23 protein-coding genes and 3 tRNA genes are annotated in these 26,129 nt (G+C 74.2%); 13 read left to right on the top strand and 13 right to left on the bottom strand.

Features of this window, described 5'->3' with window-relative positions:
• Positions 1–149: 149 nt before the first annotated feature.
• From ACFY0X_RS03830 to fabF, 5 genes are all read left to right on the top strand, one after another.
• The gene (locus tag ACFY0X_RS03830) at positions 150–1,346 is read left to right on the top strand and encodes a PucR family transcriptional regulator (protein WP_387749266.1); all 1,197 of its coding nucleotides are present in this window, start codon (positions 150–152) and stop codon (positions 1,344–1,346) included.
• A 91-nt stretch (positions 1,347–1,437) separates the two neighbouring features.
• The gene (locus ACFY0X_RS03825; protein ID WP_387748435.1) at positions 1,438–2,388 is read left to right on the top strand and encodes an ACP S-malonyltransferase; all 951 of its coding nucleotides are present in this window, start codon (positions 1,438–1,440) and stop codon (positions 2,386–2,388) included.
• Positions 2,385–3,416, top strand: a complete 1,032-nt coding sequence (locus ACFY0X_RS03820) for a beta-ketoacyl-ACP synthase III (RefSeq protein WP_387748433.1) — start codon at positions 2,385–2,387, stop codon at positions 3,414–3,416. The genes ACFY0X_RS03825 and ACFY0X_RS03820 overlap by 4 nt, the downstream gene beginning before the upstream one ends.
• A 75-nt stretch (positions 3,417–3,491) precedes the next feature.
• Entirely contained in the window at positions 3,492–3,731 is a 240-nt protein-coding gene (locus ACFY0X_RS03815; protein ID WP_387748431.1) for an acyl carrier protein, read from the top strand.
• Positions 3,732–3,917: 186 nt separating this feature from the next.
• Positions 3,918–5,183, top strand: coding sequence for a beta-ketoacyl-ACP synthase II (fabF, locus tag ACFY0X_RS03810; protein WP_387748429.1), 1,266 nt, complete (start codon positions 3,918–3,920; stop codon positions 5,181–5,183).
• A 64-nt stretch (positions 5,184–5,247) separates the two neighbouring features.
• On the opposite strand, the gene ACFY0X_RS03805 is transcribed toward fabF, so the two are convergent.
• Together ACFY0X_RS03805 and ACFY0X_RS03800 are read right to left on the bottom strand one after the other, a co-directional pair.
• On the bottom strand, positions 5,248–5,742 hold the full coding sequence (locus ACFY0X_RS03805; RefSeq protein ID WP_387748427.1) for a DUF3145 domain-containing protein: 495 nt from the start codon (positions 5,740–5,742) through the stop codon (positions 5,248–5,250).
• Between the two features lie 364 nt (positions 5,743–6,106).
• Entirely contained in the window at positions 6,107–7,135 is a 1,029-nt protein-coding gene (locus ACFY0X_RS03800; RefSeq protein WP_387748425.1) for an NADP-dependent oxidoreductase, read from the bottom strand.
• 155 nt (positions 7,136–7,290) lie between these two features.
• Between ACFY0X_RS03800 and ACFY0X_RS03795 the strand changes: the two genes are divergently transcribed.
• Entirely contained in the window at positions 7,291–7,755 is a 465-nt protein-coding gene (locus ACFY0X_RS03795; RefSeq protein WP_387748423.1) for a MarR family winged helix-turn-helix transcriptional regulator, read from the top strand.
• A 119-nt stretch (positions 7,756–7,874) separates the two neighbouring features.
• Positions 7,875–9,434 (top strand): LCP family protein, encoded by a 1,560-nt coding sequence (locus ACFY0X_RS03790; RefSeq protein ID WP_387748421.1) that lies wholly within the window; start codon positions 7,875–7,877, stop codon positions 9,432–9,434.
• A gap of 55 nt (positions 9,435–9,489) precedes the next feature.
• Here ACFY0X_RS03790 and ACFY0X_RS03785 read toward each other — a convergent pair whose 3' ends face one another.
• The 5 genes from ACFY0X_RS03785 to ACFY0X_RS03765 all read right to left on the bottom strand — a co-directional run bounded on the left by ACFY0X_RS03785 (position 9,490) and on the right by ACFY0X_RS03765 (position 12,776).
• Positions 9,490–10,401, bottom strand: a complete 912-nt coding sequence (locus ACFY0X_RS03785; RefSeq protein ID WP_387748419.1) for a 1-aminocyclopropane-1-carboxylate deaminase/D-cysteine desulfhydrase — start codon at positions 10,399–10,401, stop codon at positions 9,490–9,492.
• A gap of 101 nt (positions 10,402–10,502) precedes the next feature.
• A complete protein-coding gene (locus ACFY0X_RS03780; RefSeq protein ID WP_387748417.1) occupies positions 10,503–11,132 on the bottom strand; it encodes a GPP34 family phosphoprotein in 630 nt (209 codons plus the stop codon).
• A 38-nt stretch (positions 11,133–11,170) separates the two neighbouring features.
• Complete coding sequence (locus ACFY0X_RS03775; RefSeq protein ID WP_387748415.1) at positions 11,171–11,443, bottom strand: hypothetical protein; 273 nt, start codon at positions 11,441–11,443, stop codon at positions 11,171–11,173.
• 9 nt (positions 11,444–11,452) lie between these two features.
• Positions 11,453–12,400: an SPFH domain-containing protein gene (locus ACFY0X_RS03770; protein WP_387748413.1), complete on the bottom strand. Its 948-nt coding sequence runs from the start codon at positions 12,398–12,400 to the stop codon at positions 11,453–11,455.
• 302 nt (positions 12,401–12,702) lie between these two features.
• Positions 12,703–12,776: transfer RNA gene (locus ACFY0X_RS03765), tRNA-Ile, on the bottom strand.
• 188 nt (positions 12,777–12,964) lie between these two features.
• Here ACFY0X_RS03765 and ACFY0X_RS03760 point away from each other — a divergent pair.
• Both ACFY0X_RS03760 and ACFY0X_RS03755 read left to right on the top strand, forming a co-directional pair.
• Complete coding sequence (locus tag ACFY0X_RS03760) at positions 12,965–13,819, top strand: trypsin-like serine peptidase (RefSeq protein WP_387748411.1); 855 nt, start codon at positions 12,965–12,967, stop codon at positions 13,817–13,819.
• Positions 13,820–13,937: 118 nt separating this feature from the next.
• The gene (locus ACFY0X_RS03755) at positions 13,938–14,684 is read left to right on the top strand and encodes a trypsin-like serine peptidase (RefSeq protein ID WP_387748409.1); all 747 of its coding nucleotides are present in this window, start codon (positions 13,938–13,940) and stop codon (positions 14,682–14,684) included.
• Between the two features lie 168 nt (positions 14,685–14,852).
• On the opposite strand, the gene ACFY0X_RS03750 is transcribed toward ACFY0X_RS03755, so the two are convergent.
• Together ACFY0X_RS03750 and ACFY0X_RS03745 are read right to left on the bottom strand one after the other, a co-directional pair.
• Positions 14,853–14,925: transfer RNA gene (locus ACFY0X_RS03750), tRNA-Asn, on the bottom strand.
• Positions 14,926–14,986: 61 nt separating this feature from the next.
• A tRNA-Asn gene (locus ACFY0X_RS03745) sits at positions 14,987–15,059 on the bottom strand.
• 241 nt (positions 15,060–15,300) lie between these two features.
• On the opposite strand from ACFY0X_RS03745, the gene ACFY0X_RS03740 reads away from it, so the two are divergent.
• The 4 genes from ACFY0X_RS03740 to ACFY0X_RS03725 all read left to right on the top strand — a co-directional run bounded on the left by ACFY0X_RS03740 (position 15,301) and on the right by ACFY0X_RS03725 (position 20,242).
• Positions 15,301–15,594 carry a hypothetical protein gene (locus tag ACFY0X_RS03740; protein ID WP_387749263.1) on the top strand — a complete coding sequence of 98 codons (294 nt, stop codon included), beginning with the start codon at positions 15,301–15,303 and terminating at the stop codon, positions 15,592–15,594.
• Between the two features lie 106 nt (positions 15,595–15,700).
• Positions 15,701–17,134 carry an FGGY family carbohydrate kinase gene (locus tag ACFY0X_RS03735; RefSeq protein WP_387748407.1) on the top strand — a complete coding sequence of 478 codons (1,434 nt, stop codon included), beginning with the start codon at positions 15,701–15,703 and terminating at the stop codon, positions 17,132–17,134.
• A 122-nt stretch (positions 17,135–17,256) separates the two neighbouring features.
• Positions 17,257–18,660 carry a glutamate decarboxylase gene (locus ACFY0X_RS03730; protein WP_387748405.1) on the top strand — a complete coding sequence of 468 codons (1,404 nt, stop codon included), beginning with the start codon at positions 17,257–17,259 and terminating at the stop codon, positions 18,658–18,660.
• Between the two features lie 388 nt (positions 18,661–19,048).
• Entirely contained in the window at positions 19,049–20,242 is a 1,194-nt protein-coding gene (locus tag ACFY0X_RS03725) for a DUF2690 domain-containing protein (protein ID WP_387748403.1), read from the top strand.
• 27 nt (positions 20,243–20,269) lie between these two features.
• Here ACFY0X_RS03725 and ACFY0X_RS03720 read toward each other — a convergent pair whose 3' ends face one another.
• The 4 genes from ACFY0X_RS03720 to ACFY0X_RS03705 form a co-directional block, all read right to left on the bottom strand.
• Positions 20,270–21,451 carry an RNA polymerase sigma factor gene (locus tag ACFY0X_RS03720; RefSeq protein WP_387748401.1) on the bottom strand — a complete coding sequence of 394 codons (1,182 nt, stop codon included), beginning with the start codon at positions 21,449–21,451 and terminating at the stop codon, positions 20,270–20,272.
• A gap of 142 nt (positions 21,452–21,593) precedes the next feature.
• A complete protein-coding gene (dnaG, locus tag ACFY0X_RS03715; protein WP_387748399.1) occupies positions 21,594–23,501 on the bottom strand; it encodes a DNA primase in 1,908 nt (635 codons plus the stop codon).
• Between the two features lie 64 nt (positions 23,502–23,565).
• Positions 23,566–24,876: a deoxyguanosinetriphosphate triphosphohydrolase gene (locus tag ACFY0X_RS03710; protein WP_387748397.1), complete on the bottom strand. Its 1,311-nt coding sequence runs from the start codon at positions 24,874–24,876 to the stop codon at positions 23,566–23,568.
• 168 nt (positions 24,877–25,044) lie between these two features.
• Positions 25,045–26,052: an SGNH/GDSL hydrolase family protein gene (locus ACFY0X_RS03705; protein WP_387748395.1), complete on the bottom strand. Its 1,008-nt coding sequence runs from the start codon at positions 26,050–26,052 to the stop codon at positions 25,045–25,047.
• Positions 26,053–26,129 lie beyond the last annotated feature (77 nt).

Genomic DNA, 26,129 nt, shown 5'->3' with positions numbered 1-26,129 from the left:
AGTCACTCACGTGAGGCAGTCTTGTCCTTGTGCCAGCCGCTTCCGCGAACTCCAAGAGCGAACCCAGCCCCAGCCCCGCAGCCGAACCGGCCGGGAAGAGCCCGGCCGCCCGGCCGGTCCGTGACCGCCCGGGCCGTGCGGCACCCCGTCTGACCGCGCAGGAGCGCAGAACCGCCGCCGAGCGCGCCGAGCGCCGGGCGGCGACGCTCAAGCGGCTGGAGAAGTCCTCCGGGAAGCTGGCCACCGCCGCGATCTCGCGGATGGACGACCAGCTCGGCTGGTACCGGCGGATGCCGCCGGAGCACCGGTCCTGGATCGGTCTGGTCGCCCAGGCCGGCATCGCCGCCTTCACCGAGTGGTACCGCCACCCCGAGTCCGCGAAGGCGATCTCCACCGACGTCTTCGGCACCGCCCCGCGCGAGCTGACCAGGGCGATCACCCTGCGCCAGACCGTCGAGCTGATCCGCACCACGATCGAGGTGATGGAGGAGGCCATCGAGGAGGTGGCCGCCCCCGGCGACGAGGCGGACATGCGCGAGTCGGTGCTGGTCTACGCCCGGGAGATCGCCTTCGCCACCGCCCAGGTGTACGCCCAGGCGGCCGAGGCGCGCGGCGCCTGGGACGCCCGGCTGGAGGCGCTGGTGGTCAACTCGCTGCTGTCCGGCGACGCCGACGAGGGCGTGCTCTCCCGCGCCGCGGCACTCGGCTGGGGCCAGCCCAGCCAGATCCGGGTGGTGGTGGGCAGCGCGCCGGACGGCGACAGCGAGCTGGTGGTGGAGGCGATCCGCCGGGCCGCCCGGTACGCCAAGCTGAACGTGCTGACCGGGGTGCTGGGCAAGCGCCTGGTGGTCGTGGTCGGCGGCGACAAGGAGCCGGTGCAGGCGGCCCGGGCGCTGATCGGCCAGTTCGCGCCGGGCCCCGTGGTGGTCGGCCCGACTGTTCCCGACCTGCTCTCCGCGACCCGCTCGGCCCACGCCGCCGCAGCCGGCCTGCGCGCCTGCGCGGCCTGGCCGGACGCCCCCCGCCCGGTGCTGGCCGACGACCTGCTGCCCGAGCGGGCGCTCGCCGGCGACCAGGCCGCGCGCCGTCAGCTGGTGGAGGAGATCTACACACCGCTGGACGAGGCCGGCTCCGCGCTGCTGGAGACGCTGAGTGTCTACCTGGAGCAGGCCTCCTCGCTGGAGGGCGCGGCTCGGATGCTCTTCGTCCACCCCAACACGGTGCGCTACCGGCTGCGACGTGTGACTGACGTCACGGGGTACGCGCCCTCCGACGTACGTTCGGCGTTCACTCTGCGGATCGCGCTGGCCCTCGGCCGACTGGGCGGCGTGGGGGAGCCCGGCTGAGCCGGAGTGTAGGGACCATACAATCCCGGATGGTTTTCTTCGTTACCGTCGCCTACCCGCCCCTGGGCGCCTGGCGAGAGAGGGTTGAACCGTGCTCGTAATCGTCGCCCCTGGACAGGGTGCCCAGTCCCCCGGTTTCCTCAGCCCCTGGCTGGAGCTCGACGGCGTCGCCGACCGCCTGCGCGGCTGGTCGGACGTCGCCGGGCTCGACCTGGTGCACGCCGGTACCGAGGCGTCCGCCGAGGAGATCAAGGACACCGCCGTCGCCCAGCCGCTGCTGGTCGCCGCCGGTCTGGTGACCGCCCGGGCGCTGTTCCCGGACGAGGACGCCGCCCGCAAGCTGGTCGGCGCCGTGGCCGGCCACAGCGTCGGTGAGATCACCGCCGCCGCCGGCGCCGGGGTGCTCACCGCCCACGACGCGCTGACCTTCGTGCGCGAGCGCGGCCGGGCCATGGCCGAGGCCGCCGCCGTCACCGAGACCGGCATGCTCGCCGTGCTCGGCGGCGAGCCGGAGGAGGTCGCGGCGAAGCTCGCCGAGCACGGCCTGACCCCGGCCAACAACAACGGCGGCGGCCAGATCGTCGCCGCCGGCACGCTGGCCCAGCTGGAGGCGCTGAAGGCGGACCCGCCGGCCCGCGCCAAGCTGATCGCCCTCAAGGTGGCCGGTGCCTTCCACACCGAGCACATGGCCCCGGGCGTCAAGCGGCTGGCCGAGCTGGCCCCGACGCTGACGGCGGCCGACCCGCAGGTCCGCTACGTCTCCAACAAGGACGGCGCGGTCGTGGACTCCGGTGCCGAGGTGCTCGCGCGCCTGGTGTCGCAGGTCTCCAACCCGGTCCGCTGGGACCTCTGCATGGAGACCATCGGGCAGCTGGGCGCGACGGCCGTGATCGAGCTGTCCCCCGCCGGCACCCTCACCGGGCTGCTCAAGCGCAACCTCAAGGGTGTGGCCACGCTCGCCCTCAAGACCCCCGCCGATCTGGACAAGGCCCGCGAGCTCGTTGCGGAGCACGGCGGTCAGGAGCAGGAGACCCAGGCATGACCAAGCCCCAGATCCGCCCGGTGAGCGGCGCGCAGTACTCGCGCATCCTCGGCGTCGGCGGCTACCGCCCGGTCCGGGTGATCCCCAACTCCGAGGTCCTGGAGTGGATCGACTCCTCGGACGAGTGGATCCGCACCCGCAGCGGGATCGCCGAGCGCCGCTGGGCCGGCCCGGAGGAGTCCGTCGCCGAGATGTCGGTCCAGGCCGCCGGCAAGGCCATCGCCCAGGCCGGGATCTCCCCCGACCAGATCGGCGGCGTGATCGTCTCGACCGTCTCGCACCTCAAGCAGACCCCCGCGATCGCCACCGAGATCTCCGAGCGGCTCGGCTGCGGCACCGCCCCGGCCTTCGACATCTCGGCCGCCTGCGCCGGCTTCGGCTACGGCCTGGGCCTGGCCGACGGCATGATCCGCGGCGGCAACGCCGAGTACGTGCTGGTCATCGGCGTCGAGCGGCTCAGCGACCTGACCGACACCTCGGACCGCTCCACCGCCTTCATCTTCGGCGACGGCGCCGGCGCCGCGATCGTCGGCCCGTCCGACACCCCCGGCATCGGCAAGCTGATCTGGGGCTCGGACGGCTCGCAGGCCGACCTCATCACCCAGACCCAGGCCTGGGACACCGCCTTCGCCAAGTCCGACGCGATCAACGGCGCGGGCGAGGAGGCCAAGTGGCCGGCCCTGCGGATGGACGGCCAGCCGGTCTTCCGCTGGGCCGTGTGGGAGATGGCCAAGGTGGCCCAGCAGGCGCTGGACGCCGCCGGGATCACCGCCGACCAGCTCGGTGCGTTCATCCCCCACCAGGCCAACATGCGGATCACGGATGCCATGATCAAGGCGCTCAAGCTGCCGGAGTCGGTGCCCGTCGCCCGCGACATCGCCGAGACCGGCAACACCTCCGCGGCCTCCATCCCGCTGGCGATGGAACGCATGCTGGAGAGCGGTGAGGCCCACAGCGGGGACCTGGCCCTGATCATCGGGTTCGGGGCGGGTCTCGTGTACGCCGCGGCAGTCGTTACTCTCCCCTAGGCGCATTCGCCCGATTCACAAGCCTGTGTCCGGCCGCCGGCCGGACGCGTTCAACACCGAAGAGGAGCAGCCAGTATGGCTACCAAGGACGAGGTCCTGGAAGGTCTCGCCGAGATCGTCAACGAGATCGCCGGTATCCCGACCGAGGACGTCCAGCTCGACAAGTCCTTCACCGATGACCTGGACGTCGACTCGCTGTCCATGGTCGAGGTCGTCGTGGCCGCCGAGGAGCGCTTCGACGTCAAGATCCCGGACGACGAGGTCAAGAACCTGAAGACCGTGGGCGACGCGGTGGAGTACATCCTCAACGCCTGAGCGATCGACTCGTTCGACCCGGTCGGCCCGTCCGGCGTCCCGTACGCCGGCCCGGACCGACCCGTCGGCCGGGCTCGTCGAGCCTGGCCGACCACTCCGGCCGGGACGCCCTCACCGGGGCGCCCGGCCGGGCCCATCCTCGGCACGCCGCCGACCCCCTGCCACACGTGAGAGAAGAAGAAACCAGTGACCGCTGAAAACCGCACCGTGGTCGTCACGGGTATCGGCGCCTTCACGCCGCTGGGCGCCGACGCCGCCAGCACCTGGGAGAACCTGGTTGCCGGTGAGTCCGGCGTGGCGGCCCTGACCGAGGAGTGGGCCGAGGACCTGCCGGTGAAGATCGCGGCGAGGGCCGCCGTCGAGCCGGGCGAGATCCTGCCCCGCCCGCTGGCCCGCAAGCTGGACCGTTCGGCCCAGTTCGCGCTGATCGCCGCCCGCGAGGCCTGGGCCGACGCCGGCTACGAGACCCCCGCCACCGACGAGTCCTCCAAGCTCGCCCCCGAGCGCCTGGGCGCCGTCATCGCCTCCGGCATCGGCGGCGTGACCACCCTGCTCGACCAGTACGACGTGCTGAAGGCGAAGGGCGCCCGCAAGGTCTCCCCGCACACCGTCCCGATGCTGATGCCCAACTCCCCGGCGGCCAACGTCGGCCTGGAGGTCGGCGCCCGCGCGGGCGTGCACACCCCCGTCTCCGCCTGTGCCTCCGGCGCCGAGGCGATCGGCTACGCGATCGAGATGATCCGCACCGGCCGCGCCGACGTCGTGGTGGCCGGCGGCACCGAGGCGGCGATCCACCCGCTGCCGATCGCCGCGTTCGCCAACATGATGGCGATGTCCAAGAACAACGACGAGCCCCGGCGGGCCTCCCGCCCGTACGACAAGGCCCGCGACGGCTTCGTCCTGGGCGAGGGCGCCGGCGTGGTCGTGCTGGAGTCGATCGAGCACGCCGAGGCGCGCGGCGCCCGGATCTACTGCGAGGCCGTGGGCCAGGGCCTGTCCTCGGACGCCCACCACATCGCCCAGCCCGAGCCGACCGGCGCCGGCGTGGCCCGCGCGCTGGCCGACCTGTTCGAGCGCAACGAGCTGGACAAGGCCGAGATCGTGCACGTCAACGCGCACGCCACCTCGACCCCGCAGGGCGACACCGCCGAGCTGAAGGCGCTGCGCAAGGAGCTGGGCGACGACCTCGACCACATCGCCGTCTCGGCCACCAAGTCGATGACCGGTCACCTGCTGGGCGGCGCCGGTGGCATCGAGACCGTCGCCACCGTGCTGGCCCTGCACCACCGGCTCGCCCCGCCGACCATCAACGTGGACGAGCTGGACGACGACGTGGACGCCGACATCGTCCGCGACGAGGCCCGCAAGCTGCCCGAAGGCCGGATCGCCGCGCTGAACAACTCGTTCGGCTTCGGCGGCCACAACGTGGTGCTGGCCTTCCGCACCCGCTGACGCCCATGTCGAAGGGGCCGGCGCTCGCCGTGAGCGCCGGCCCCTTCGTCGTACCCGCTTGGTCTCAGACCACCTGGTGCAGCCAGCGCACCGGTGCGCCCTCGCCCGCGTAGCGGAACGGCTCCAGCTCGTCGTCCCAGGGCTTGCCGAGCAGCCGGGCGACCTCGGCCTCCAGGTCGGCGCCCTCGCTGCGGGCGCGCACCAGGACGGCGCGCAGCCGGTCCTCGGGGATCAGGATGTCGCCGTGGATGCCCGTGACGGCGTGGAAGATGCCGAGCGAGGGCGTGCTGCTGTACCGCTCCCCCTCCGCCGTGGCGCAGGGCTCGCTGGTCACCTCGTACCGCATCAGCTGCCAGCCGCGCAGCGCGGAGGCCAGCTTCGAAGCCGTACCGGGCTCCCCCTGCCAGGAGAGCTCGGCACGCCAGTGCCCGGGTGCGGCCGGCTGGCGGATCCAGTCCAGGCTCACCCGCACATTGAGCACCCCGGCGACGGCCCACTCGACGTGCGGGCACAGCGCGCGGGGCGCGGAGTGGACGTACAGAACTCCACGTGTCGTCACCGGGACCTCCAGGCTGTGGACGAGGGTCGCCTTCCCCAGCTGCCTCGTGCCTGCAGTTGATCCGCAGTTACCCACGTTAGCCGACATTAAGCTACTAAAATCGAGCAAAACGGACAGGCTTTCGCTCAATGCTAGTCGAATCCTCAACGAGGTCTACCCCTCGGCCGGATCTCTCCCCCGAACGGCCCCATCGTCGGCGGGACCACCGTACCGCGCGACGCCGCACGGTGGATGACGCACTTTCGGATCCGACCGGAATGCGGTAGTGCGGCCGGGGCGCCCGCGCCCGACCGCGAACCGTCCACAGCGGACCGCCCCGCCGCCCGGTCGGGGCGGCGGGGCGGTCAGCGCTCCTGACGGATCGTCAGCCGTCCAGGCGGACGACCATCTTGCCGGTGTTGACACCGCGCAGCAGGTCGAGGAAGGCCTCGGCGGCGTTCTCGAAACCGTCCACCACCGTCTCCTCGGTGCGCAGTTCACCGGACGCCAGCCAGCCGGCCACCTCCGCGACGAACTGCGGCTGGAGCCCGGCGTGGTCGCGCACCAGCATGCCCTCCAGCCGCAGCCGCTTGCCGATGGCCAGCGCGAGGTTGCGCGGGGCGGCGGGGGCGGTGGTCTCGTTGTACTGGGCGATCGCGCCGCAGAGCACCGCACGGCCGTGCACGTTCAGCGCGCCGATCGCGGCCTCCAGGTGGTCGCCGCCGACGTTGTCGAAGTAGAGGTCGATGCCCTCCGGGGCGGCCTCGGCGAGCTGCTGGGCGACCGGGGCGTCCTTGTAGTTGAAGGCCGCGTCGAAGCCGTACTCGTCCACCAGCTTGGCCACCTTCTCCGCCGAGCCGGCCGAACCGACCACCAGCGAGGCACCCTTGAGCTTGGCGATCTGGCCGACCAGCGAGCCGACCGCGCCGGCCGCGCCGGAGACGAAGACCCGGTCGCCCTCTTTGAGGCCGCCGACGGCGAGCAGGCCGGCGTAGGCGGTCAGGCCCGGCATGCCGAGCACGCCGAGGTAGGCGGAGAGCGGGGCGGCGGCCGGGTCGACCTTGACCGCGTGCGCGGCGTCCAGGGTGGCGTACTCGCGCCAGCCGAGGCCGTGCAGCACCGCGTCGCCCGGGGCGAAGCCCTCGGCCCCGGAGGCGACGACGTAACCGACCGCGCCGCCGTCCATGGCCTGGCCCAGCTGGAACGGCGGGACGTACGACTTCACGTCGTTCATCCGGCCCCTCATGTACGGGTCCACCGAGAGGTAGGCGTTGCGGACCAGGATCTCGCCCGGACCCGGGGTCCGGACCGGGGCCTCGACCAGGGCGAAGTCGGCCGGCACCGGCCAGCCCTGGGGGCGGGCGGCGAGGTGCCATTCACGGGCGGTCGCGGGGGCGGCGGTCTGCTCTGCCATCGGGGGCTCCTTGCGGTTCGGGGCGGGATTCGCCGCGCGGCCGGGCTCCGGGCCCGGAATCCCAGCGCGGTTCAGGTGCATGAAAGGTTGAGCAACTGAAGTAACGATGGGCATGAAAGGTTCACCTTGTCAACTTTTCAGGTAGACTCTGGACCATGGAGACTCAGCCGATCGAGGACGCCACGCCGCAGCCCGACGAGATCACCCGCGAGGTCGTCGACCTGATGGCCAACCTGGTCGCGCTGTTCCACCGCGAGTACGAGGACGCCGCCGCCGCCCGCTCGCTCACCGGCGCCCAGGCCAAGGTGCTCGCCCTGCTGCGGCGCGGGCCGATGCCGATGCGACAGATCGCCCAGACCCTCAGCTGCGAGCCGTCCAACATCACCGGCATCGTCGACCGGCTGGAATCCCGCGGCTTCGTCACCCGCGAGGCCGACCGGCACGACCGCCGGGTCAAGCTGGTCGCCGCCACCGACACCGGCTCGGCCGCCTCCGAGGAGCTGCGCGAGTCGCTGAACTTCGCCCGCGAGCCGCTGGCCGCGCTCGGCCCGGACGAGCGGACGGCCCTGCGCGACCTGCTCCGGCGGATGCTGGCGGGCGCCTCCGGCCCCGGGGCGTGACCAGCATCACAGGCTCCGGGGGCTGTCCGCGGGCCCCTCGGGGGTAACCGAACCGCCTCCCGGAACGTCTAACGTTCGAACATCGAACGCGAGAGACCTGAGGACGGGGGGCACGGAGGATGAGCAGCAGTACGCGCCGGCGCCGCTACCTGCGGACCGCCATCGGCCTGGCCGCCGTACTGGTGCTGTCGGTCGTGGGTGCCGGGGCGTGGTTCTACCACCGGCTGGACAACAACATCACCACCTTCGACCCGGGCGGCGTCGCCACCGAGCGCCCGCCGGCCCCCGTCCCGGCCACCCCGGGCGCCTCCGTCCCGGTCAACGTGCTGCTGCTCGGTTCGGACACCCGCGAGGCGGGCAACGACTCGCTGGGCGGCGGCGACGAGGGCGTGGGCCACTCGGACACCGCGATCCTGGTGCACGTCTACGCCGACCACAAGCACGCCGTCGGCGTCTCGATCCCCCGCGACACCCTGGTCACCATCCCGTCCTGCAAGCTGCCGAACGGCACCTGGACGACGCCGAAGACCGACCAGATGTTCAACTCCGCCTTCACCGTGGGCCTGGCCCCCAACGGCAACCCGGCCTGCACCCAGAACACCGTCGAGAAGCTCACCGGGCTGCGGATCGACCACACCGTCGTGGTCGACTTCAAGGGCGCGGCCGCGATGTCCGACGCGGTGGGCGGCGTGGAGGCCTGTGTGCCCAACGACGTCGACCAGTACGGCATACACCTCAAGAAGGGCCTCCAGAAGCTCTCCGGCCAGTCCGCGGTGGACTACCTGCGGATCCGCCACGGCCTCGGCGACAACTCGGACATAGGCCGGATGAAGCGCCAGCAGGCCTTCCTCTCCTCGATGATCAAGAAGGTGCAGGGCCAGGGCTTCTCGCTGCCCACCCTGCTGCCGCTGGCCGACGCGGCCACCAAGTCGCTCACCGTGGACGAGGGGCTGGGCACCGCGATGAAGCTGGTGGACTTCGCCCGCTCGATCGAGGACATCAAGCTCTCCGACGTCACCTTCGTCACCGCCCCCTGGCGCTTCGCCGGCGACCGGGTGCGGCTCGTCCAGCCGGACGCCGACACCCTCTGGAAGCTGCTGCGCGAGGACCGCACCCTGGACGGGCAGAGCACCTCCGGGACGGGCCAGGTGACATCCTCCCCCACCGCCGGCCCGGGTGCCGCGACCGCCCCGGGCACCCCGTCCACCCCGCTCACGCCGGAGCAGGCCGCGGTGCCGGTCACCGTGGTGAACGGGGTCGGCACGCCCGGCCTGGCCGGCTCCGGCGCCGAGACGCTCAAGGCGCGCGGCTTCCACAACGTCACGCTCGGCCCCAACTCCCCCGGGCAGCAGGCCACCCGGGTCGCCTACGACCCCGCGCTGAAGGCCGCCGCCGACCAGGTCGCGGCGCTCTTCCCCGGCGCCAAGGCGGTCGAGGAGCCCGGCTCGGAGGCGATCACCGTGACCCTCGGCGCCGACTACCGCGCGGCGGGCACCCGGATCGACTCGGCGGCCGCCCCGAGCCCGGAGCCCGGAGCCCCGGCCGGTGCCGCGGCGGGCGCCACCCCGGGCAGCACCCCCGGCACCCCCGGCGCCCTCCCGAGCGGCGTCCCCACCGGCATAGCGGAGAACACCCGCAACGCCGACACCGACCCGTGCGCCAACCTGACCTTCGGCTGATCCGGCCTTGGGCCGATCCGACCGTCGGCCGGTCGGCTCCGGGTCCGGCCGGCCTCTACTCGGGGTCCGGCAGGCCGGTGACCACGGCGGTCAGCCGGGTGCCGCGCGGGAAGGCGCCCGCCGCCGCCAGGTCGGCCAGCGCGGCGAGCAGCTTGGCGACGTAGCGGCGCTCCAGCGGGACGCCGTGGCGGCGCTCGAACCGCTCGGCGAAGCCGGCCAGCTCGGCCGGGACCCTGCCGTAGCCGCCGCCGTGGTGCCCGTGGTCGATCCGCCAGTTGTCGAAGCCGCGTCCGTAGGCCGCCCGGTGCAGCCGGGCGACCTCCGCCTCCAGGTAGCCCTCGCCGCCGCGCAGCACGGCGACGCCGAGCGCCCGGGCGCCCGCCGGCAGGCCGGCCGCGATGCCGGCCAGGGTGCCGCCGGTGCCGACCGGGCAGCAGACCACGTCCCGCTCGCCGAGACCGGGCAGTTCGGCCGGGATCGCGGCCGCGCCGACGGCGGCCAGGGCGTTGGAGCCGCCCTCCGGGAGCACCAGGCAGGGGCCCCAGCGGCGGAGCAGGGCGTCCGCGCCGTGCTCCCCGCCGGCCCGGCCGGTGGCCTCCCGGTACTCGGCCCGGGTCAGGAACTCCAGCCGCATCCCGGCCGCCTCGGCGGCCCGCAGCGACCAGTTGCGCGGCCGGTCGGCCAGCTCCTCGCCGCGGACCAGCCCGACGCTCTCCAGTCCGAGCGCCCCGGCGGCGGCCGCGACGGCCCGCAGGTGGGTCGAGTAGGCGCCGCCGAAGGTCAGCAGCCGGGTGTGGCCGCGCTCCACGGCGGCGGCCAGGTTGGGCGCCAGCTTGCGCCACTTGTTGCCGGGGACGGTCGGGTGCAGCAGGTCGTCCCGCTTCAGCCGCAGCTCCACCCCGGCGCGGGCGAAGGCCTCGTCGGCGCAGTCCACCAGCGGGGTCGGCAGCAGCGCGGGTTCGAGCATCCGGCCAGCTTACGCGGGCCGCGAACGGCGGGCCCGGCCGCCGGAAGCGGCGGCCGGGCAGGTGGGACGGGCCGGTCGGCCGGGTGCCCGGGAGGGGCCGGTCAGCCCGCCCCTCCGTCCGCGCTCTGCGCGTTGACGGCCCGGCGCAGGGCGCGCGGGACGGGGCCGGCGGCGGGTGCCAGCTTGTCGATCCGGCCGCGGAACTCCCGGCGCTGGCGCCATGTCAGGGCCGAGCCCAGCCGGGCGGCGTCGACCAGCGCGACCAGGGCCGCGTCCGCCGGGTCGACCCGGCTGAACGGGCCGGTCAGCGCCGCCGCGACACCCGCCACCAGCGCCTTGCGCACCCGGGGCTCCCGCAAGGTGACCCGCACGACCGGGAAGAGCCCGAGCACCCGGTGCTGCTCGACCCGGATCCGGCCGGCGGCCTCGAGCCCGTCGCGGACCACCCGGGCCGAGGCCGCCCGGCGCCCGATCCAGGTCTTCCAACTGCGTCGCCTCTCCTGACGGATCTGCTCCAGCAGCGCGGCCGAGAGCGGGTCGAGGCCGTCCGCCGCGCCGTCCACGCCGACCGGGTGCCGGCCGTCGTCGCGGATCAGCCCGCGGCGGAGGAGTTCGGTGAGCGCTGCCGCCCGCACGGCCAGGTCCAGGTGGAGGGCGGCGGTGACGCGCCCCCGCTCGGGGTCGTAGGCCAGCAGGTACAGCTTCTCGGGAAGGGTGGCGGGCAGGTCCATGTCGGTCTCCGCAAGGTCTCGTGGGCCCGGCCGCCGGGTCAGCTCGGCTCGGAGCCACCGGGTTCGGGGCCGTCCTCGGCCGGGTTCTCCCCGGCCGGGCCGTCCTCGGCCGGGCTCTGCTTGGGTGGGCGTCCTCGCCGGGGAAGCCGGGCCGCGCCACCGGGCATCCGGCCCGCGTCGGTGAGGGCCCGGCGGAGCAGGAACTCGATCTGCGCGTTGGTGCTGCGCAGGTCGTCCGCGGCCCATCGGGCGAGCGCGTCGTGAACTGAAGGGTCCAGTCGCAGCAGGAGCTTCTTCCGTTCCGTCGCCAAGGCCTCGCCTTACTGGTAGAGGGAGCCCGTGTTCACGACGGGCTGGGTGCCGCGTTCGCCGCAGAGCACCACCAGGAGGTTGCTCACCATGGCGGCCTTGCGCTCCTCGTCCAGCTCCACGACATCGCGTTCGGCGAGCCGTTCCAGCGCCTCCTCGACCATGCCGACGGCGCCCTCGACGATCAGCCTGCGCGCCGCGACCACGGCCCCGGCCTGCTGGCGCTGGAGCATCACCTGGGCGACCTCCGGAGCGTACGCGAGCCTGGTGATCCGGGACTCGACGACCCGCACTCCGGCCGAGGCGACCCGGGCGGCGATCTCCGCGGAGAGCATCCGGGCGACCTCGTCCGCGCCGTCGCGCAGCGACAACTGGCCCTCGTGGTGGGCGTCGTACGGGTAGCTGGTGGCGATGTGCCGCACGGCCGTCTCGGTCTGGATGGCGACGAAGTCGGCGTAGTCGTCCACCTCGAACATCGCCATCGCGGTGTCCTCGACCTGCCAGACCACCACGGCGGCGATCTCGATCGGGTTGCCGTCCGCGTCGTTGACCTTGGTGGTCTCGGTCTCGTGGTTGCGGATCCGCAGCGATATGTGCCGGCGGTTGGTGAACGGGTTCAGCCAGGTCAGGCCCTCGGAGCGGACGGTGCCCCGGTAGTTCCCGAGCAGCTGCACCACCCGGGCCTGGCCGGGCGAGACCACGGTCAGCCCGAACGTCAGCAGCAGCGAGCCGAGCACCAGCAGCGGTCCGACGACCACCAGGGCGATGCCCAGACCGCTCGTCCTCCCGGCCAGTTGGGCCGCGCCGACGACGGTCGAGCCGATCCCGGCGAGCAGGCCGAGCAGCGAGCCGCCGAGCACCGGCAGACCGGCCGCCCCGGTGATGACCCGTTCGGTGATCTTGGGGACCGGGAGGTCCAGCACAGGGCCGTCCTCGACGGCGAAAGGCTGTGTGGTCATGGGAGCGACTCCTTCGACGAGCATCCGCATCCGATGGCAAAGTGATATCACTTTTTCGCCGCAGAACGCCAGGGATGGGCACGGGGACGCGTGGACGGACGGCCGCCGAGGGGCGGTGGAAGGCGGTCGGGATCCGCCGGGGCCGATGCCCACGGGCGGGTGAATTCCGGCGCGCCACCCGGGAAAGGCAGTGGCCGCGGCCTAGACTCTGCGACGTCGCAGGAGGTGGGAGAGGTGGCGGGGCTCCGGCCCGACGGCCCGCCCGCGGAGGGTCGTGCGACGCTCGTCGCACGCCGAGAAGGTGGGGCGGGTGGGACTCGAACCCACGACCAAGGGATTATGAGTCCCCTGCTCTAACCGGCTGAGCTACCGCCCCGGTTCGCCGCACGCGCCGGTCGTCGGCACGGCAGCAGCAGCCGGCCCCAGCGAGGCCGTCCCGGGCAGCATAGCCGGTCGATCACCCGTGGTGCGCGCCGGGGGCGCACCTGGGTGCGCGACGGTGCGCACCCCCCGGCGGCGCAACCCGGGTGGCGGCGGGGCACCCGTTCGGGGCAGCCTGGGCGGATGACGACACGTGGGACGGGGGCGGCGGCCGCGGCGTTGGCCCTGGTGCTGGCCGCGGCGGGCTGCACCACCGCGGCGGGACCGGTCGGCGGCGCCCCGACCGTCAGCTCGGCACCGCCCACGGCCGCCGCCCCGGTCGACGGCCACGGCTGGAACCGGCAGCGGCTCAAGGCCGCGGCCGGCCGGCACACCGGGGTCACCCGCACCGCCAAGCCCACCGTGCTCAACGGCCTGGTCGGCGCGGTGTTCACGCGCACCGCCGACGGCGACCACTTCTGCACCGCCAGCGTGGTCGACAGCGCCGGGCTCAACCTCGTCGTCACCGCCGCCCACTGCGTCTGGGACCCGGGGCTCGGCCGGCGCGCCGACCTGGTCTTCGTCCCCGGCTACCGGGACGGCGAGACCCCCAGCGGCGTCTGGCCGCTGCTGGCCGTCACCGTGGACGACGGCTGGAACGACCACGCCGACCCGGACCTGGACGTCGCCTTCGCGATCGTCCAGGCGCAGAACGGCCGGCAGGTCCAACAGGTGCTCGGCGCCAACCGACTGGGCGTCAACCGGGGCTACCGCCTCCCGGTGAAGGTCACCGGCTACCCGAGCAGCAGCGGCGTCCCGATCACCTGCTCCAACACCACCGCCCGGCAGAGCCCCACCCAGCTGCGGATCGACTGCCCCGACTACACCGGCGGCACCAGCGGCAGCCCCTGGGTCACCGACTTCGACCCGGCCACCAGGACCGGCACCGTGGTCGGCGTGATCGGCGGCTACCAGGAGGGCGGCGAGAGCCCGGACACCTCGTACAGCAGCTACTTCGGCGACCGCGTCCAGGCGCTGTACGACCGCGCCACCGGCTGACCGGACGGCGGGCGGGCACCCGGTGGTGGCGCCGCCGGGCACGGCCTGGTAGATCTTCCTCACGAACGGCGGAACGCACGGCCCCGGTGCCCGCCCCGAGGAACGAGACGGAGCCCCGATGGACTCCCGCCCGGCACGGCCCGCGCGCACGGCGCGGACGGTCGCGCTGGCCGCCCTGCTGCTGGCCGTCGGCACCGGGTGCGGCGGGCAGGACGGGGCGCCCACGGCCGAGGTCGCGCAGCGGAGCCCCGCCCGGGACCGGATCGGCACCCTCTCCGTCCACACCGCGCAGGGCCCGCGGGCCTGCACCGCGAGCGTGGTGCGCAGCCCCCGGCGCAACCTGCTGGTCACCGCGGCGCACTGCGTGCAGTCCCGGCGGATCGGCCTGCTGGACGGCCTGGTGTTCACCCCCGGCTACCGCAACGGGTCGACCCCGTACGGGACTTGGCCGGTGCAGGCGATCACCGTCGACCCGCGCTGGGCGGCCGGCGACGACCCGGAGTACGACGTGGCGTTCGTCACCGTGGGCAGCGTCGACGGCCGGCAGGTCGAGGACGCGGTCGGCGGCAACCCGATCGGCACCGGCCAGGGCTTCGGGCTGTCCGTCTCGGTCACCGGCTACCCGAACGAGAGCGACGAGCCGATCACCTGCGCGGCCCGGACCCGCTCGCAGAGCGCCACCCAGGAGCGCTTCGACTGCGGCGGCTACACCGACGGCACCAGCGGCAGCCCGTGGATCGCCGGGGACGGCGCGGTGGTCGGCGTGATCGGCGGCTACCAGGAGGGCGGGAGCACCCCCGGCACCTCGTACAGCATCACCTTCGACCAGCGGGTCGCCGACCTCTACCGGAGGGCGACCGCCTGACCCGGCAGCCGGCCGGGCGCCGGGCGGGGCAGCGGGCGGGGCAGCGGGGCGGGCCGCCGGGCGGTGTCGCGCACGTCACGCCCCGGAGCCGGGCGACGACAACACGAAGGCCCCCCGGTCGACCGAGGGGCCTTCGCTCTGAGCAGTCACCGGGCGGACCCGGCGCAGCTCCCGCAATTGGACTCGAACCAATAACCTGCCGGTTAACAGCCGGCTGCTCTGCCAATTGAGCTATGCGGGATCGCGGTACTGAACTTCCGCACCACGGACGGGAGTCGAGCCCCGAAGGACCTTCTCCCGAGCTCCCCCAATTGGACTCGAACCAATAACCTGCCGATTAACAGTCGGCTGCTCTGCCAATTGAGCTATGGGGGATCGGCTTCCGCTCCGGCCCCCGGTTTCCCGGGCTCCTCGGCGCTCGCTGCGGGACATACATTAGCGCACTCGGGGGGGTGGTCCGCCAATCGCTTTCCCCGGTTGCCGCCGGGCCGCCGCCCGGCGTGCCCCGCGCGCGCCCGGCGACGGGGCCGGGGATGCTGGGGCACGGACGGTTCGCCGTCCCGACGGACGGGTAGGGCAATGCGGCAGAAGCCGCCAGGAGAGGGTGGATCCGACCATGTGGAAGCTGTCGTTGGCCGCGGGTTTCGCGGCCGGCTACGTCCTGGGCTCGCGGGCCGGGCACCGGCGCTACGAACAGATCGCCAAGGTCACCCGGCAGATCGCCCGGAACCCCGCGGTCCAGGGCGCGACCGAGCGGGCCCGGCAGCAGGCCGGGGCGGTGGCCGGGAAGGCCGCCGGCGCGGTCGCCGACCGGGTCGGCGACCGGCTGCCGAGCGCCGTCACGGACCGGGTGCCGTACTTCAACCGCTCCCGGACGGAGGACGACGGCTGGGGCACCTTCCGCCCCTGACGGGAGGGTGACACCAGGGCCGAGCGGGCCCGGCCCGGTGTCGCGAACCGGCAACGGCTCACCCGGCCCGGACGCGTCCCGGGCCGGGCTGAGGCATGATCTCGGCATGGCCATCGTCGCGGGGATAGACAGCTCGACCAACCGCACGCGGATCGTCGCGTGCGACGCCGACACCGGCGCCGTCCTGCGCTCCGGCAAGGCGCCGCACCCCGTCCCCGAGGACCAGGACCTGCGCCCGGGCGAGGCCGATCCGCAGGTCTGGCTGCACTCGCTCGGCGACGCCGCGACCGGCGGCCTGCTGGAGGGCGTCCGGGCGATCGGGGTCAGCGCCCAGCAGCACGGGATGATCGGCCTGGACGCGGGCGGGGTGCAGGTCCGCCCGGCGATCCTGTGGAACGACCCGCGCTCCAGCGGCGCCGCCGCCAAGCTGCTGGACGCCCTCGGCGGCCGGGCCGCCTGGACCGCCGCGATCGGCGCCGTGCCCGCCCCCACGTACACCATCGCCAAGCTGCGCTGGCTGGCCGAGTTCGAGCCGGCCAACGCCCGCCGGGTCGCCGAGGTGCTGCTGCCGCACGACTGGCTGGTCTGGCAGCTGCTCGGCCACCCCAAGCGCCGCACCACCGACCGCGGCGACGCCTCCGGCACCGGCTACTGGTCGCCGATCACCGGCGAGTACCGGCAGGACCTGGTCGAGCTGGCACTCGGCCACGAGCTCAGGCTGCCCGACGTCCTGCCCCCGGCCGAGCCCGCCGGGCACACCCCCGAGGGCCTGCTGATCTCGGCCGGCACCGGGGACAACATGGCCGCCGCGCTGGGCCTGGGCCTCGGCCCGGGCGACGCGGTGGTCTCCCTCGGCAGCGCCGGGACGATCTTCGCGGTGCACGAGGAGGCCGTGGTGGACGCCTCCGGCCTGGTCTCCTCCTTCGCCGACGCCAGCGGCCGGCACCTGCCGATGGTCGCCACCCTCAACGCCGCCCAGGTGCTGCGCTCCACCGCCGACCTGCTCGGCCGGGACCTGGACGGCCTGAGCGACCTCGCCCTGCACTCCTCCCCCGGCTCCTACGGCCTGGTGCTGCTGCCCTACCTGGACGGCGAGCGCACCCCCGCGCTGCCGCACGCGGCCGGCACCCTGACGGGCCTGCGGGCCGAGGCGATGACCCCTCAGCACCTGGCCCGGGCCGCCGTCGAGGGCATGCTGTGCAACATCGCCGACGCCCTCGACGTACTGCGTGCCCGGGGCGTGGCGGTGAAGCGGGTGTTCCTGCTCGGCACGGCCGGGCGGCTGCCCGCCGTCCGGCACATCGCCCCGATGCTGTTCGGCGTCCCGGTCGTGGTGCCGCCGCCGGGCGCGCACGCCGCCCGCGGGGCCGCCCGGCAGGCCGCCTGGGCGCTGGCGGGCACCCCGGAGCCCCCGGAGTGGGAGCTGCCGGACGCCGAGACCGTCGAGCCGGACGGGGAACAGGACCTGGCGATCGGCTCGGCGGTGCGTCAGCAGTACCGGGCCGCCCGCGACCAGATCCACCCGGAGGCGGCGGCCTGACCCCCGGTCCGGGGCGACGGACGCCCCGTCGAGAGCGACGGGACCGCGCGGATGCGTCGCCCCGCACCCGGTGGCAGCGTGGGTCGGGACACGGCCACCGACGCGAAGGGCGGCAGGACGCCATGGCGCTGCACAAGGGGGCCGGCGGCGACCGCCGGCTGAGCACCGGCCCGTACCCGACCGTCGCCGACCCGCTGGGCGCGATGGAGCTGGCCCCGCCACTGCACCGGCTCGGCGACCGCCCGGTCGCGGCCGACACCGCGTACCAGCTGATCCACGACGAGCTGATGCTGGACGGCAACGCGAAGCTCAACCTGGCGACCTTCGTCACCACCTCGATGGAGGCGCAGGCCACCCGGCTGATGACCGAGTGCCTCGACAAGAACATGATCGACAAGGACGAGTACCCGCAGACCGCCGAACTGGAGCGGCGCTGCGTGGCGATCCTCGCCGACCTCTGGCACGCCCCCGACCCGGACCGCGCGGTCGGCTGCTCCACCACCGGCTCCAGCGAGGCCTGCATGCTGGCCGGCATGGCGCTCAAGCGCCGCTGGACGCGCCGCAACGCCGACCGCTACGCCGCCGGGGCCCGGCCCAACCTGGTGATGGGCGTCAACGTACAGGTCTGCTGGGAGAAGTTCTGCAACTTCTGGGAGGTCGAGGCGCGTACCGCGCCGATGGAGGGCACCCGCTTCCACCTGGACGCCGAGCGGGCGGTCGCGCTGTGCGACGAGAACACCATCGGTGTGGTCGGCGTGCTCGGCTCCACCTTCGACGGCTCCTACGAGCCGGTCGCGGAGATCTGCGCGGCGCTGGACGCCTTCCAGGAGCGCACCGGCACCGACGTCCCGGTGCACGTGGACGGCGCCTCCGGCGGCATGGTGGCGCCCTTCCTCGACCCCGGACTGGTCTGGGACTTCCGGCTGCCCCGGGTGGCCTCGATCAACACCTCCGGCCACAAGTACGGCCTGGTGTACCCGGGCGTGGGCTGGGCGCTCTGGCGCGACCAGGAGGCGCTGCCGGAGGAACTGGTCTTCCGGGTCGACTACCTGGGCGGCGAGATGCCGACCTTCGCGCTCAACTTCTCCCGGCCCGGCGCCGAGGTGGTGGCCCAGTACTTCGTCTTCCTGCGGCTCGGCCGGAAGGGCTTCCGGGCCGTCCAGGGCGCCTGCCGCGAGGTCGCCACCCACCTGGCCGGACGGATCGGGGCACTGGACGGCTTCCGGCTGCTGACGAGGGGCGACCAGGTCCCGGTGTTCGCCTTCACCACCGAGGGGGACCTCCCGTTCGACGTGTTCGACGTGTCCCGGCGGCTGCGCGAGCGCGGCTGGCAGGTGCCCGCGTACACCTTCCCGGCGAACCGGGAGGACCTGTCGGTGCTCCGGGTGGTCTGCCGCAACGGCTTCTCCCGGGACCTCGCCGACCTGCTGCTGGGCGACCTCGAGCGGCTGCTGCCGGAGCTGCGGCGCCAGCCCGTCCCGCTCAGGCGGCTCGGGGTGCCGGCCCGCCCGGGCTTCCACCACTGACCGTCCGCCCGGGGAAACCTCACGACCGGGAGGGCGCAGTGAAGCGCCCTCCCGGCCGGAGCGTCCCGGACGGTCCGGGGCAGCCTCCCCCCGCGAGGCTGCCCCGGACCGGTGGGGGGCCGGGAGCGGGTGCGGTCCGACGACGGGTGATCGATCGGCGTCCGAACGGTTCCACCGTCGGGTGGACCGCACCGGCCAGAGAACTCTGCACGATGACCACGGGATTGTTCGAGCGCCTCCGGGGGTTGTGAGACACTTCCGTCCGTCTCAGCGCCATGACCTGGGGTTTGGGACGCCAGGCCGATCGGGTTGGAGACGCCGAGCGGCCCGGGCCGGGGCCCTGCCGCTCATCCGTCCCCCTCCCGTTTCCCTCAATTGGAGCGCCCCATTGGGTTCCGCCTGGAAGCAGCTGCCCGAGGAGCTGTCCGAACCCGCCAGACGCCTGGCGGAGGAGCTCCGGGCCGTCAAGGACACCGCCGGGCTCTCGCTGTCCGACCTGGCCACCCGGACGCACTACAGCCGGGCCTCCTGGGAGCGCTGGCTGAACGGCAAACGGATCGTCACCGAGCAGGCGCTGGAGGCACTGGTCGGGGCGGTCGAGTGCGACGGGGCCGCGCTGCGGGCGCTGTGGCGGCAGGCGACGGCCGCCGCCCCCGGTGAGGCGGTGAAGCGGCCGACCGCCGCCGGCGAGCCCGCGGGCCCGGCCGAGCCCGCTGCCGGGGAGCCCGCGAGCCCCGCGGAGCCCGCTGCCGGGGAGGAGAGCGCCTCCGGCGAGGAGCCGCCCGTTCCGGAGCCCGCCGTCACCGACGCGCCGGTGACCGGGCAGGAGCCCGGGCCCGCCGCCGTCCGCTGGTCGCGGCGCCCGGTGGCACTGGCCTCCGGGGCGGCCGTGCTGGCGCTGCTGCTGGTGCTGGTGGGCCTGCGGATCAGCCGGCACGACGGGCAGGCCGCGGCGGCCGACCAGGCCGCCGCCACGGCCGGCGTCTCCCCCAGCGCCAAACCCGGCCCCACCTCCCCGGCCTGCCGGGCCGTCGGCTGCGCCCACAAGGACCCGAAGACCACCGGCTGCGGCAAGGACGCCCGGACCCTGCAGACCCAGGTGATCGGCAAGGTGGTCGTCTACCTCCGGTACAGCCGGACCTGCCAGGCCGCCTGGGCGGCCATCACCGAGGGCGAGCCCAAGGACTACGCGACGATCAGCGACAACACGGGCGACAGCGAGACGGCGCTCATCCACTGGGGCTACGACAACTACTCGCCGATGCTGAACGCGGCGGACCCGACCGTCGCCTTCCAGGTCTGCGGCTACCAGCCGGCCGGCCACGACTGCACCGCGGTGGTCTCCGACCTGGCCATGGTGGTGGCCTCCACCCCGATCCCGATCGGGCCCGCCTCGCCCCCGCCGGGCACCGGCGCGGGGGCGCCCACCACCCCGGTCCCGGCCACCCCGGCCGAACCGCCGGCTCCGGCCGATCCCGCTCCGGCCGACCCGGCGGCTCCGGCGGCTCCGGTCGACCCCGCGGCGCCGACGGGCTCCGCGGGTCCGTCCCCGTCCCCGTCGCCGTCCGCGTCCACGTCCTAGCACCGGTGACCGGTCACCGGTCACCGGTCAGTCGAGGTAGCCGCGCAGCTGCTCGGCGTAGGCGTGGTCGCGGAGCTTGACCAGGGTCTTCGACTCGATCTGGCGGATCCGCTCCCGCGTCACGCCGAACACCGCGCCGATCTCCTCCAGGGTGCGCGGACGGCCGTCGTCCAGCCCATAGCGGAGCTGGACCACCTGGCGCTCCCGCTCCCCCAGCGTGGCCAGGACGGCCTCCAGGTGCTGGCGCAGCAGCAGGAAGGTCGCGGACTCGGCCGGCGAGGCGGCGTCGGCGTCCTCGATCAGGTCCCCCAGCGCGACGTCCTCCTCCTCGCCGACCGGGGTGTGCAGCGAGATCGGCTCCTGGGCCAGCCGGAGCAGTTCGCGCACCCGCTCCTCGGTCAGCTCCAGGGCGACGGCGATCTCGGCCGCCGTCGGCTCCTGGCCGCGTTCCTGGAGCAGGGAGCGCTTCGCCCGGACCACCCGGTTGATCAGCTCGACCACGTGCACCGGCACCCGGATCGTCCGGGCCTGGTCGGCCAGCGCCCGGCTCATCGCCTGCCGGATCCACCAGGTCGCGTACGTGGAGAACTTGAAGCCGCGGGTGTGGTCGAACTTCTCCACCGCCCGGATCAGGCCCAGGTTGCCCTCCTGGACCAGGTCCAGCAGGGTCAGCCCGCGGCCGACGTAGCGCTTGGCCACCGAGACCACCAGCCGCAGGTTCGCCTCGATCAGCCGGCGCTTGGCGATCCGGCCCCGCACCACCAGGGCGTCCAGCTCGCCGGCCAGCGGGTCGGGCGGCGGCGGGTCGGTGTTCAGCCGCTCCTCGGCGAAGACGCCCGCCTCCACCCGCCGGGCCAGCTCGACCTCCTCCTCGGCGGTGAGCAGCCGGATCCGGCCGATCTCCCGCAGGTACTGGCGCAGCAGGTCGGCGGTCGGCCCGGTGTCGTCCACGGGGCCGCGGCGCTCCTCCGGGTCCTCGGCCCCGAGCTGGACGCCGGGGTCCGGGTCCGGGTCCGGGTCGAGGCTGTCCGGGTGGCCCTCCGGCAGGCCCTGGGCGGGCACCCTGGCACCGTCCGGGAGCACCGCCCCGGCCCGGTCGTGGTGGGTCTCCTGCTCCCCGGGGCCCTGCTCCCGGCCGTCGGCCGGTTCGGCGGGGCTCGCTCCCGTACTGGTGGTGGTCGCTGAGACGAGGCCTTGGTCCACGGGCATCCCCTCGGGGCGGGCGCGACTCTGGCGGACCCGCGCTGTACGGAGGTGGGCGGCCTCCAGTGTGCGGTACGCCACACTCCGTGGCCGAGACTCGTGCGCCGATTTTCTGTGTGCAGGTCCTGCGACGGTGCCGCGGCGGAGGCTACAGCGCCGCCGCGCCCCGGCTGCGCAGCTGCTGCCCGTACTGCTGGAGCTGCCACAGCTCGGTCTGCACCGCGTGCAGCTGCTCGGCCTCGGCCCGGGGGCCGAGCCGCTGGAGGTAGCCGCGGACCTCGGTGATCCGCCGGTCCACCGCCAGCAGGCGCAGCTTGACCAGGAACTCCCCCGCGTAGACCGCGTCCGCCTTGCGGCGCGAGCGCACCGGCTCGACGGTCAGCTCGGTGACCAGCGAGCGCACCTGGTCGTCCGGGGCCGCCTCGCGCACCGCGCTGGTGAAGTCGGGCAGGGTCGCCCCGTACGCGGCGCCGCCGGCCTTGGCGACGGCCTGCCGCACCGCGGTGTACGGCGGCGTCGGGAACTCGTCGTCGCCGTAGTGGTCGAAGGCCGGGCTGACCAGGTCCGGGTGCTGGAGCGCCAGCTTGAGCAGCTCCCGCTCGACGAACTGGGCCGGGTCGCGCGGGTTGAGCCGGAAGGCGGGCCGCGCGGGGCGCTGCGGCTGGGCCGGCTCGGGGCGGCGCTGGGCGGCCGCACCGCGCGGGTTCTGCTGGCGCTCGCGGTCCCAGCGGGCCAGCTGGGAGATCCGGCGGACGACGAACTGCTCGTCCAGGATGCCGAGCATGCCGGCCAGCCGGACGGCGTACTCGTGCTGGATCGAGCGGTCCTTGATCTTGGCGACGATCGGGGCCGCCTCCTCCAGCGCCGCCGAACGCCCCTCCGGGGTGTCCACCCGGTGCCGGGCCACCACCGAGTTCAGCGCGAACTCGAACAGCGGGACCGGGTTGTCGATCAGGTGCTTGACCGCCTCGTCGCCCTGGGCCAGGCGCAGCTCGCACGGGTCCATGCCGCCCGGGCTGACCGCGATGGAGGTCTTGGCGGCGAACTTCTGGTCGTCCTCGAAGGCGCGCAGGGCGGCCTTCTGGCCGGCCGCGTCGCCGTCGAAGGTGAAGACGGTCTCGCCCCGGTACTGCGAGGTGTCCATCAGCAGCCGGCGGATGATCTTGATGTGGTCCTCGGCGAAGGCGGTGCCGCAGGTGGCCACCGCCGAGGTGACCCCGGCCAGGTGGCAGGCCATCACGTCGGTGTAGCCCTCGACCACCACCGCGCGGCCCGACTTGGCGATCTCCTTCTTCGCCAGGTCGATGCCGTACAGCACGTGGGACTTCTTGTAGATCGGCGTCTCGGGGGTGTTGAGGTACTTCGGGCCGTTGTCGTCCTCGCGCAGGCGGCGGGCGCCGAAGCCGACCACCTCGCCGGCGATGTCCCGGATCGGCCAGACCAGCCGGCCCCGGAAGCGGTCGATCAGGCCGCCGCGCTGGCCCTGCGAGGCGAGGCCGCCCAGCAGGATCTCCTTGTCGGTGAAGCCCTTGCCGCGCAGGTAGCGGACCAGGTGCTCCCACCCGGCGGGGGCGTAGCCGACGCCGAAGGTCCTGGCGGCCTCCTCGTCGAAGCCGCGCTCGGCCAGGAAGCGGCGGCCGATCTCCGCCTCCGGCGAGGCCAGCTGCTCCTGGTACCAGGCGGCAGCCACCTTGTGCGCCTCGACCAGCCGGGTGCGCTCGCCCTGCTGGTGGCGGGGGCTGTAGCCGCCCTCCTCGTAGCGCAGGGTGATGCCGGCCTGGGCGGCCATCCGCTCGACGGCCTCGGCGAAGGTGAAGTGCTCGATCTTCATCAGGAAGGCGATGGTGTCGCCGTTCTCCTGGCAGCCGAAGCAGTGGAAGACGCCCTTGGCGGGGTTCACGTAGAAGGAGGCGGACTTCTCGTCGTGGAAGGGGCAGACGCCCTTGTACTCGCCGCCGCCACCGTTGGTCAGCTGTACGTAGTCGCCGACCACCGCGTCGATCGGCAGTGCGCTGCGCACCGCCTGTACGTCTTCGTCCCTGATCCGCCCGGCCACCCCGGAAGTCTACTGGGGCGGCCGGGCTTCCCGGCTGCGCCGGGGGCACGGCCCGCGGGGGCGGTCACGCCCAGGCGGCGCCGACGAGTCGGGCGTGCAGGGCGAGGGCCGAGGCGTCCGTGAGGGTGGCGATCTGGTCGACGACCGTGCGGAGCGCGGCGCGGTCGTCCTCGGCCTCGCGGTACATGGCGGCGAACACCGGGTCCAGCCCCTCGGGGGCGCGCTGGGTGAGGACGTACGCCAGCTCGGCGATCACGATCCGCTGGCGGGCCCGCAGCTGGGCCTGCTCGTCGCGCTGCATCACGTAGCGGACGGCGACCGCCTTGAGCACCGTGCACTCCAGCCGGACGTGCCTCGGCACCACCAGCTCGGCGGCGTAGCGGGTGAGCCGGCCGGGGCCGTAGCGGGCGCGGGTGGCCTGCTCGGCGGCCAGGCAGAAGCGGCCGATCAGCTGGCTGGTGAGGTCCTTGAGCCCGGCCCGGGCGCGGGCGGTGCCGTCGTAGGAGCGGGGCCACCACTCCTGGGCGAGCAGCCGGTCCAGGGCGGCGGCGAGCTCCTCCGGCCCGGCGTCCGGGGCGTAGCGCTCGGCGACCTCGAAGAGCTCGGCGCGCTCGCCGGGGGCGCGCAGGGCGGCCGGGTCGATGTGGCCCGCCTGGAGGCCGTCCTCGACGTCGTGGGTGGAGTAGGCCACGTCGTCGGACCAGTCCATCACGGTGGCCTCGAAGCACTTGCGCCCGGCCGGGGAGCCGGCCCGCAGCCAGCGGAAGACCGACAGGTCGTCGGCGTAGACGCCGTACTTGGGCGAGGCCGGGTCGGTGGGGTGGGCGCCCTTGCTCCACGGGTACTTGGTGGCGGCGTCCAGGGCGGCCCGGCTCAGGTTGAGGCCGACGCTGCGGCCGGGCCAGGGGGCGAGCCGGGCGGCGGGCTGCTCGTCCTGGGGCGCGAAGCGCTTGGGTTCGAGCCGGGTGAGGATGCGCAGCGACTGGGCGTTGCCCTCGAAGCCGCCGCAGGCATCGGCGGCCTGGTCGAGCGCCTCCTCGCCGGTGTGGCCGAACGGCGGGTGGCCGATGTCGTGGGCCAGGCAGGCGGTCTCCACGAGGTCCGGGTCGCAGCCCAGGGCCGCGCCCAACTCCCGCCCCACCTGGGCGCATTCGAGGGAGTGGGTGAGCCGGGTGCGGGGGAAGTCACTGCGCATCGGGGCGACCACCTGGGTGGTGCCGGCCAGCCGGCGCAGCGCGGCCGAGTGCAGCACCCGGGCGCGGTCGCGCTGGAAGGCCGTGCGGCCCGGGCGTTTGTCTGGTTCGGGGACCCAGCGGGCCTCGGCGGCGTGGTCGTACGGGAGCGGGGCGGCGAGGCGGTGCGTGGTGTCGTCCATATGCCCCTCACGGTACGCCGCGCCCCCGACACGCGGGGGGTGCCGCGCGCGAAGGAGCGCGGGCCGGGGCGTGAACGGCGCGCGGCGCGCGGGTGCCCGCCCCGGTGAGTCGGCCCCACCCGGACGGCGCAGCCCCGCGCGCCCCGTACGCCCCCCGGCCGGGAGTCCTCAGCCCTTGATCGCCTTCAGGACCACGCCGGACACCGCCTCCTGGCCCTTGGCGTTGGGGTGGATCGGCGCCAGCCCCTGGGCCGGGAACGGCGGCTCCACCCAGCGCTTGTCCTCCCCCGCGCACATGTCGTGCCCGGCCGAGGGCCCGGAGAGGTCCACGAACACCGCGCCGGCGGCCTCCGCCCGCTTCCTGAGCATGCCGTTGAGCTGTTGCTCCTTCTCCACCAGGAAGCCCAGGTCGGCGGCGGCCACGGCGTTGCCGAGCACCGGCAGGCAGCTCGCCGGGTCGGCCGGGAGCAGCCCGGGGTAGCCGATCACGTACACCCTGGCCTTCGGGGAGCGCTTCCTGACGTCCTGGAGCACCTGGCCGAGCCGGTCGCCGGCCGTGTCCACCTTGCGCTGGACCTCGTCGGTGCCGTTGCCGACGGCGTAGCGGTCACGGCAGGGCGAGTCGCTGATCCGGTGCTCGCTGTCGGTGATCACGCCCTTGACGATGTCCACCAGGTTCTCCTTGGCGCACTCCGTCACGACCTCCATGAAGCCCGCGTCGTTGCCGCCGATCCCCAGGGTGACCAGCCGGGTGTCCGCGGTCAGCGCGTCCAGCTGGGCCGGGTTGGTGCCGTCGGCGACCTTCTGCGGGCTGCTCAGGTCCCCGGTGCGGGCGCCGCTGCAGCTGACGTCCTTGAACTGCCCGGCGGCGAGCGAGAGCCCCTTCGCCACCAGGGACGGGTAGTTGGCCCCGGAGCGGTGGCAGCCGCCCGGCTCGCCGATCTGCGGCTGGATCCTCATCCCGGCGGTGTACGAGTCGCCGAGCGCGACGTACGGGCCGGTGGGCGCCGGGGCAGCGGCCGGCGACGAGGCCGCTCCGGCCTGGACGCGGGCGGGCGTCACGCCCGCGGCGGCGCTCCCCCCGCTGTCCGAGCCGGCGTTGTCGGTGCAGCCGGCCAGCAGCACTGCGGCCAGTCCGACGGTCAGGGCGATGGTCGGGCGTGCGGTCCTCGGCATGGTCTCCCCCCGGGGATACGGGTCACGGTCGGCTCCTCACGGCGGCCCGTCCCCCGAGCGCACCAGGGGGCCAACGA

Origin of the sequence: Kitasatospora sp. NPDC001547 (assembly GCF_042894165.1) — a bacterium.
Classification (GTDB): domain Bacteria; phylum Actinomycetota; class Actinomycetes; order Streptomycetales; family Streptomycetaceae; genus Kitasatospora.
The sequence above is the reverse complement of the archived record's forward strand: the minus strand, read 5'-3'. Positions and strand labels throughout refer to the sequence as shown.

Coding starts and splice junctions, on each gene's coding strand:
- ACFY0X_RS03755 (WP_387748409.1), top strand. CDS start 13,938: ATGGACTCCCGCCCGGCACGGCCCGCGCGCACGGCGCGGACGGTCGCG.
- ACFY0X_RS03735 (WP_387748407.1), top strand. CDS start 15,701: ATGGCCATCGTCGCGGGGATAGACAGCTCGACCAACCGCACGCGGATC.
- ACFY0X_RS03730 (WP_387748405.1), top strand. CDS start 17,257: ATGGCGCTGCACAAGGGGGCCGGCGGCGACCGCCGGCTGAGCACCGGC.
- ACFY0X_RS03820 (WP_387748433.1), top strand. CDS start 2,385: ATGACCAAGCCCCAGATCCGCCCGGTGAGCGGCGCGCAGTACTCGCGC.
- ACFY0X_RS03790 (WP_387748421.1), top strand. CDS start 7,875: ATGAGCAGCAGTACGCGCCGGCGCCGCTACCTGCGGACCGCCATCGGC.
- ACFY0X_RS03815 (WP_387748431.1), top strand. CDS start 3,492: ATGGCTACCAAGGACGAGGTCCTGGAAGGTCTCGCCGAGATCGTCAAC.
- ACFY0X_RS03740 (WP_387749263.1), top strand. CDS start 15,301: ATGTGGAAGCTGTCGTTGGCCGCGGGTTTCGCGGCCGGCTACGTCCTG.
- ACFY0X_RS03760 (WP_387748411.1), top strand. CDS start 12,965: ATGACGACACGTGGGACGGGGGCGGCGGCCGCGGCGTTGGCCCTGGTG.
- ACFY0X_RS03705 (WP_387748395.1), bottom strand. CDS start 26,052: ATGCCGAGGACCGCACGCCCGACCATCGCCCTGACCGTCGGACTGGCC.
- ACFY0X_RS03720 (WP_387748401.1), bottom strand. CDS start 21,451: ATGCCCGTGGACCAAGGCCTCGTCTCAGCGACCACCACCAGTACGGGA.
- ACFY0X_RS03770 (WP_387748413.1), bottom strand. CDS start 12,400: ATGACCACACAGCCTTTCGCCGTCGAGGACGGCCCTGTGCTGGACCTC.
- ACFY0X_RS03795 (WP_387748423.1), top strand. CDS start 7,291: ATGGAGACTCAGCCGATCGAGGACGCCACGCCGCAGCCCGACGAGATC.
- ACFY0X_RS03780 (WP_387748417.1), bottom strand. CDS start 11,132: ATGGACCTGCCCGCCACCCTTCCCGAGAAGCTGTACCTGCTGGCCTAC.
- ACFY0X_RS03800 (WP_387748425.1), bottom strand. CDS start 7,135: ATGGCAGAGCAGACCGCCGCCCCCGCGACCGCCCGTGAATGGCACCTC.
- ACFY0X_RS03710 (WP_387748397.1), bottom strand. CDS start 24,876: ATGGACGACACCACGCACCGCCTCGCCGCCCCGCTCCCGTACGACCAC.
- ACFY0X_RS03785 (WP_387748419.1), bottom strand. CDS start 10,401: ATGCTCGAACCCGCGCTGCTGCCGACCCCGCTGGTGGACTGCGCCGAC.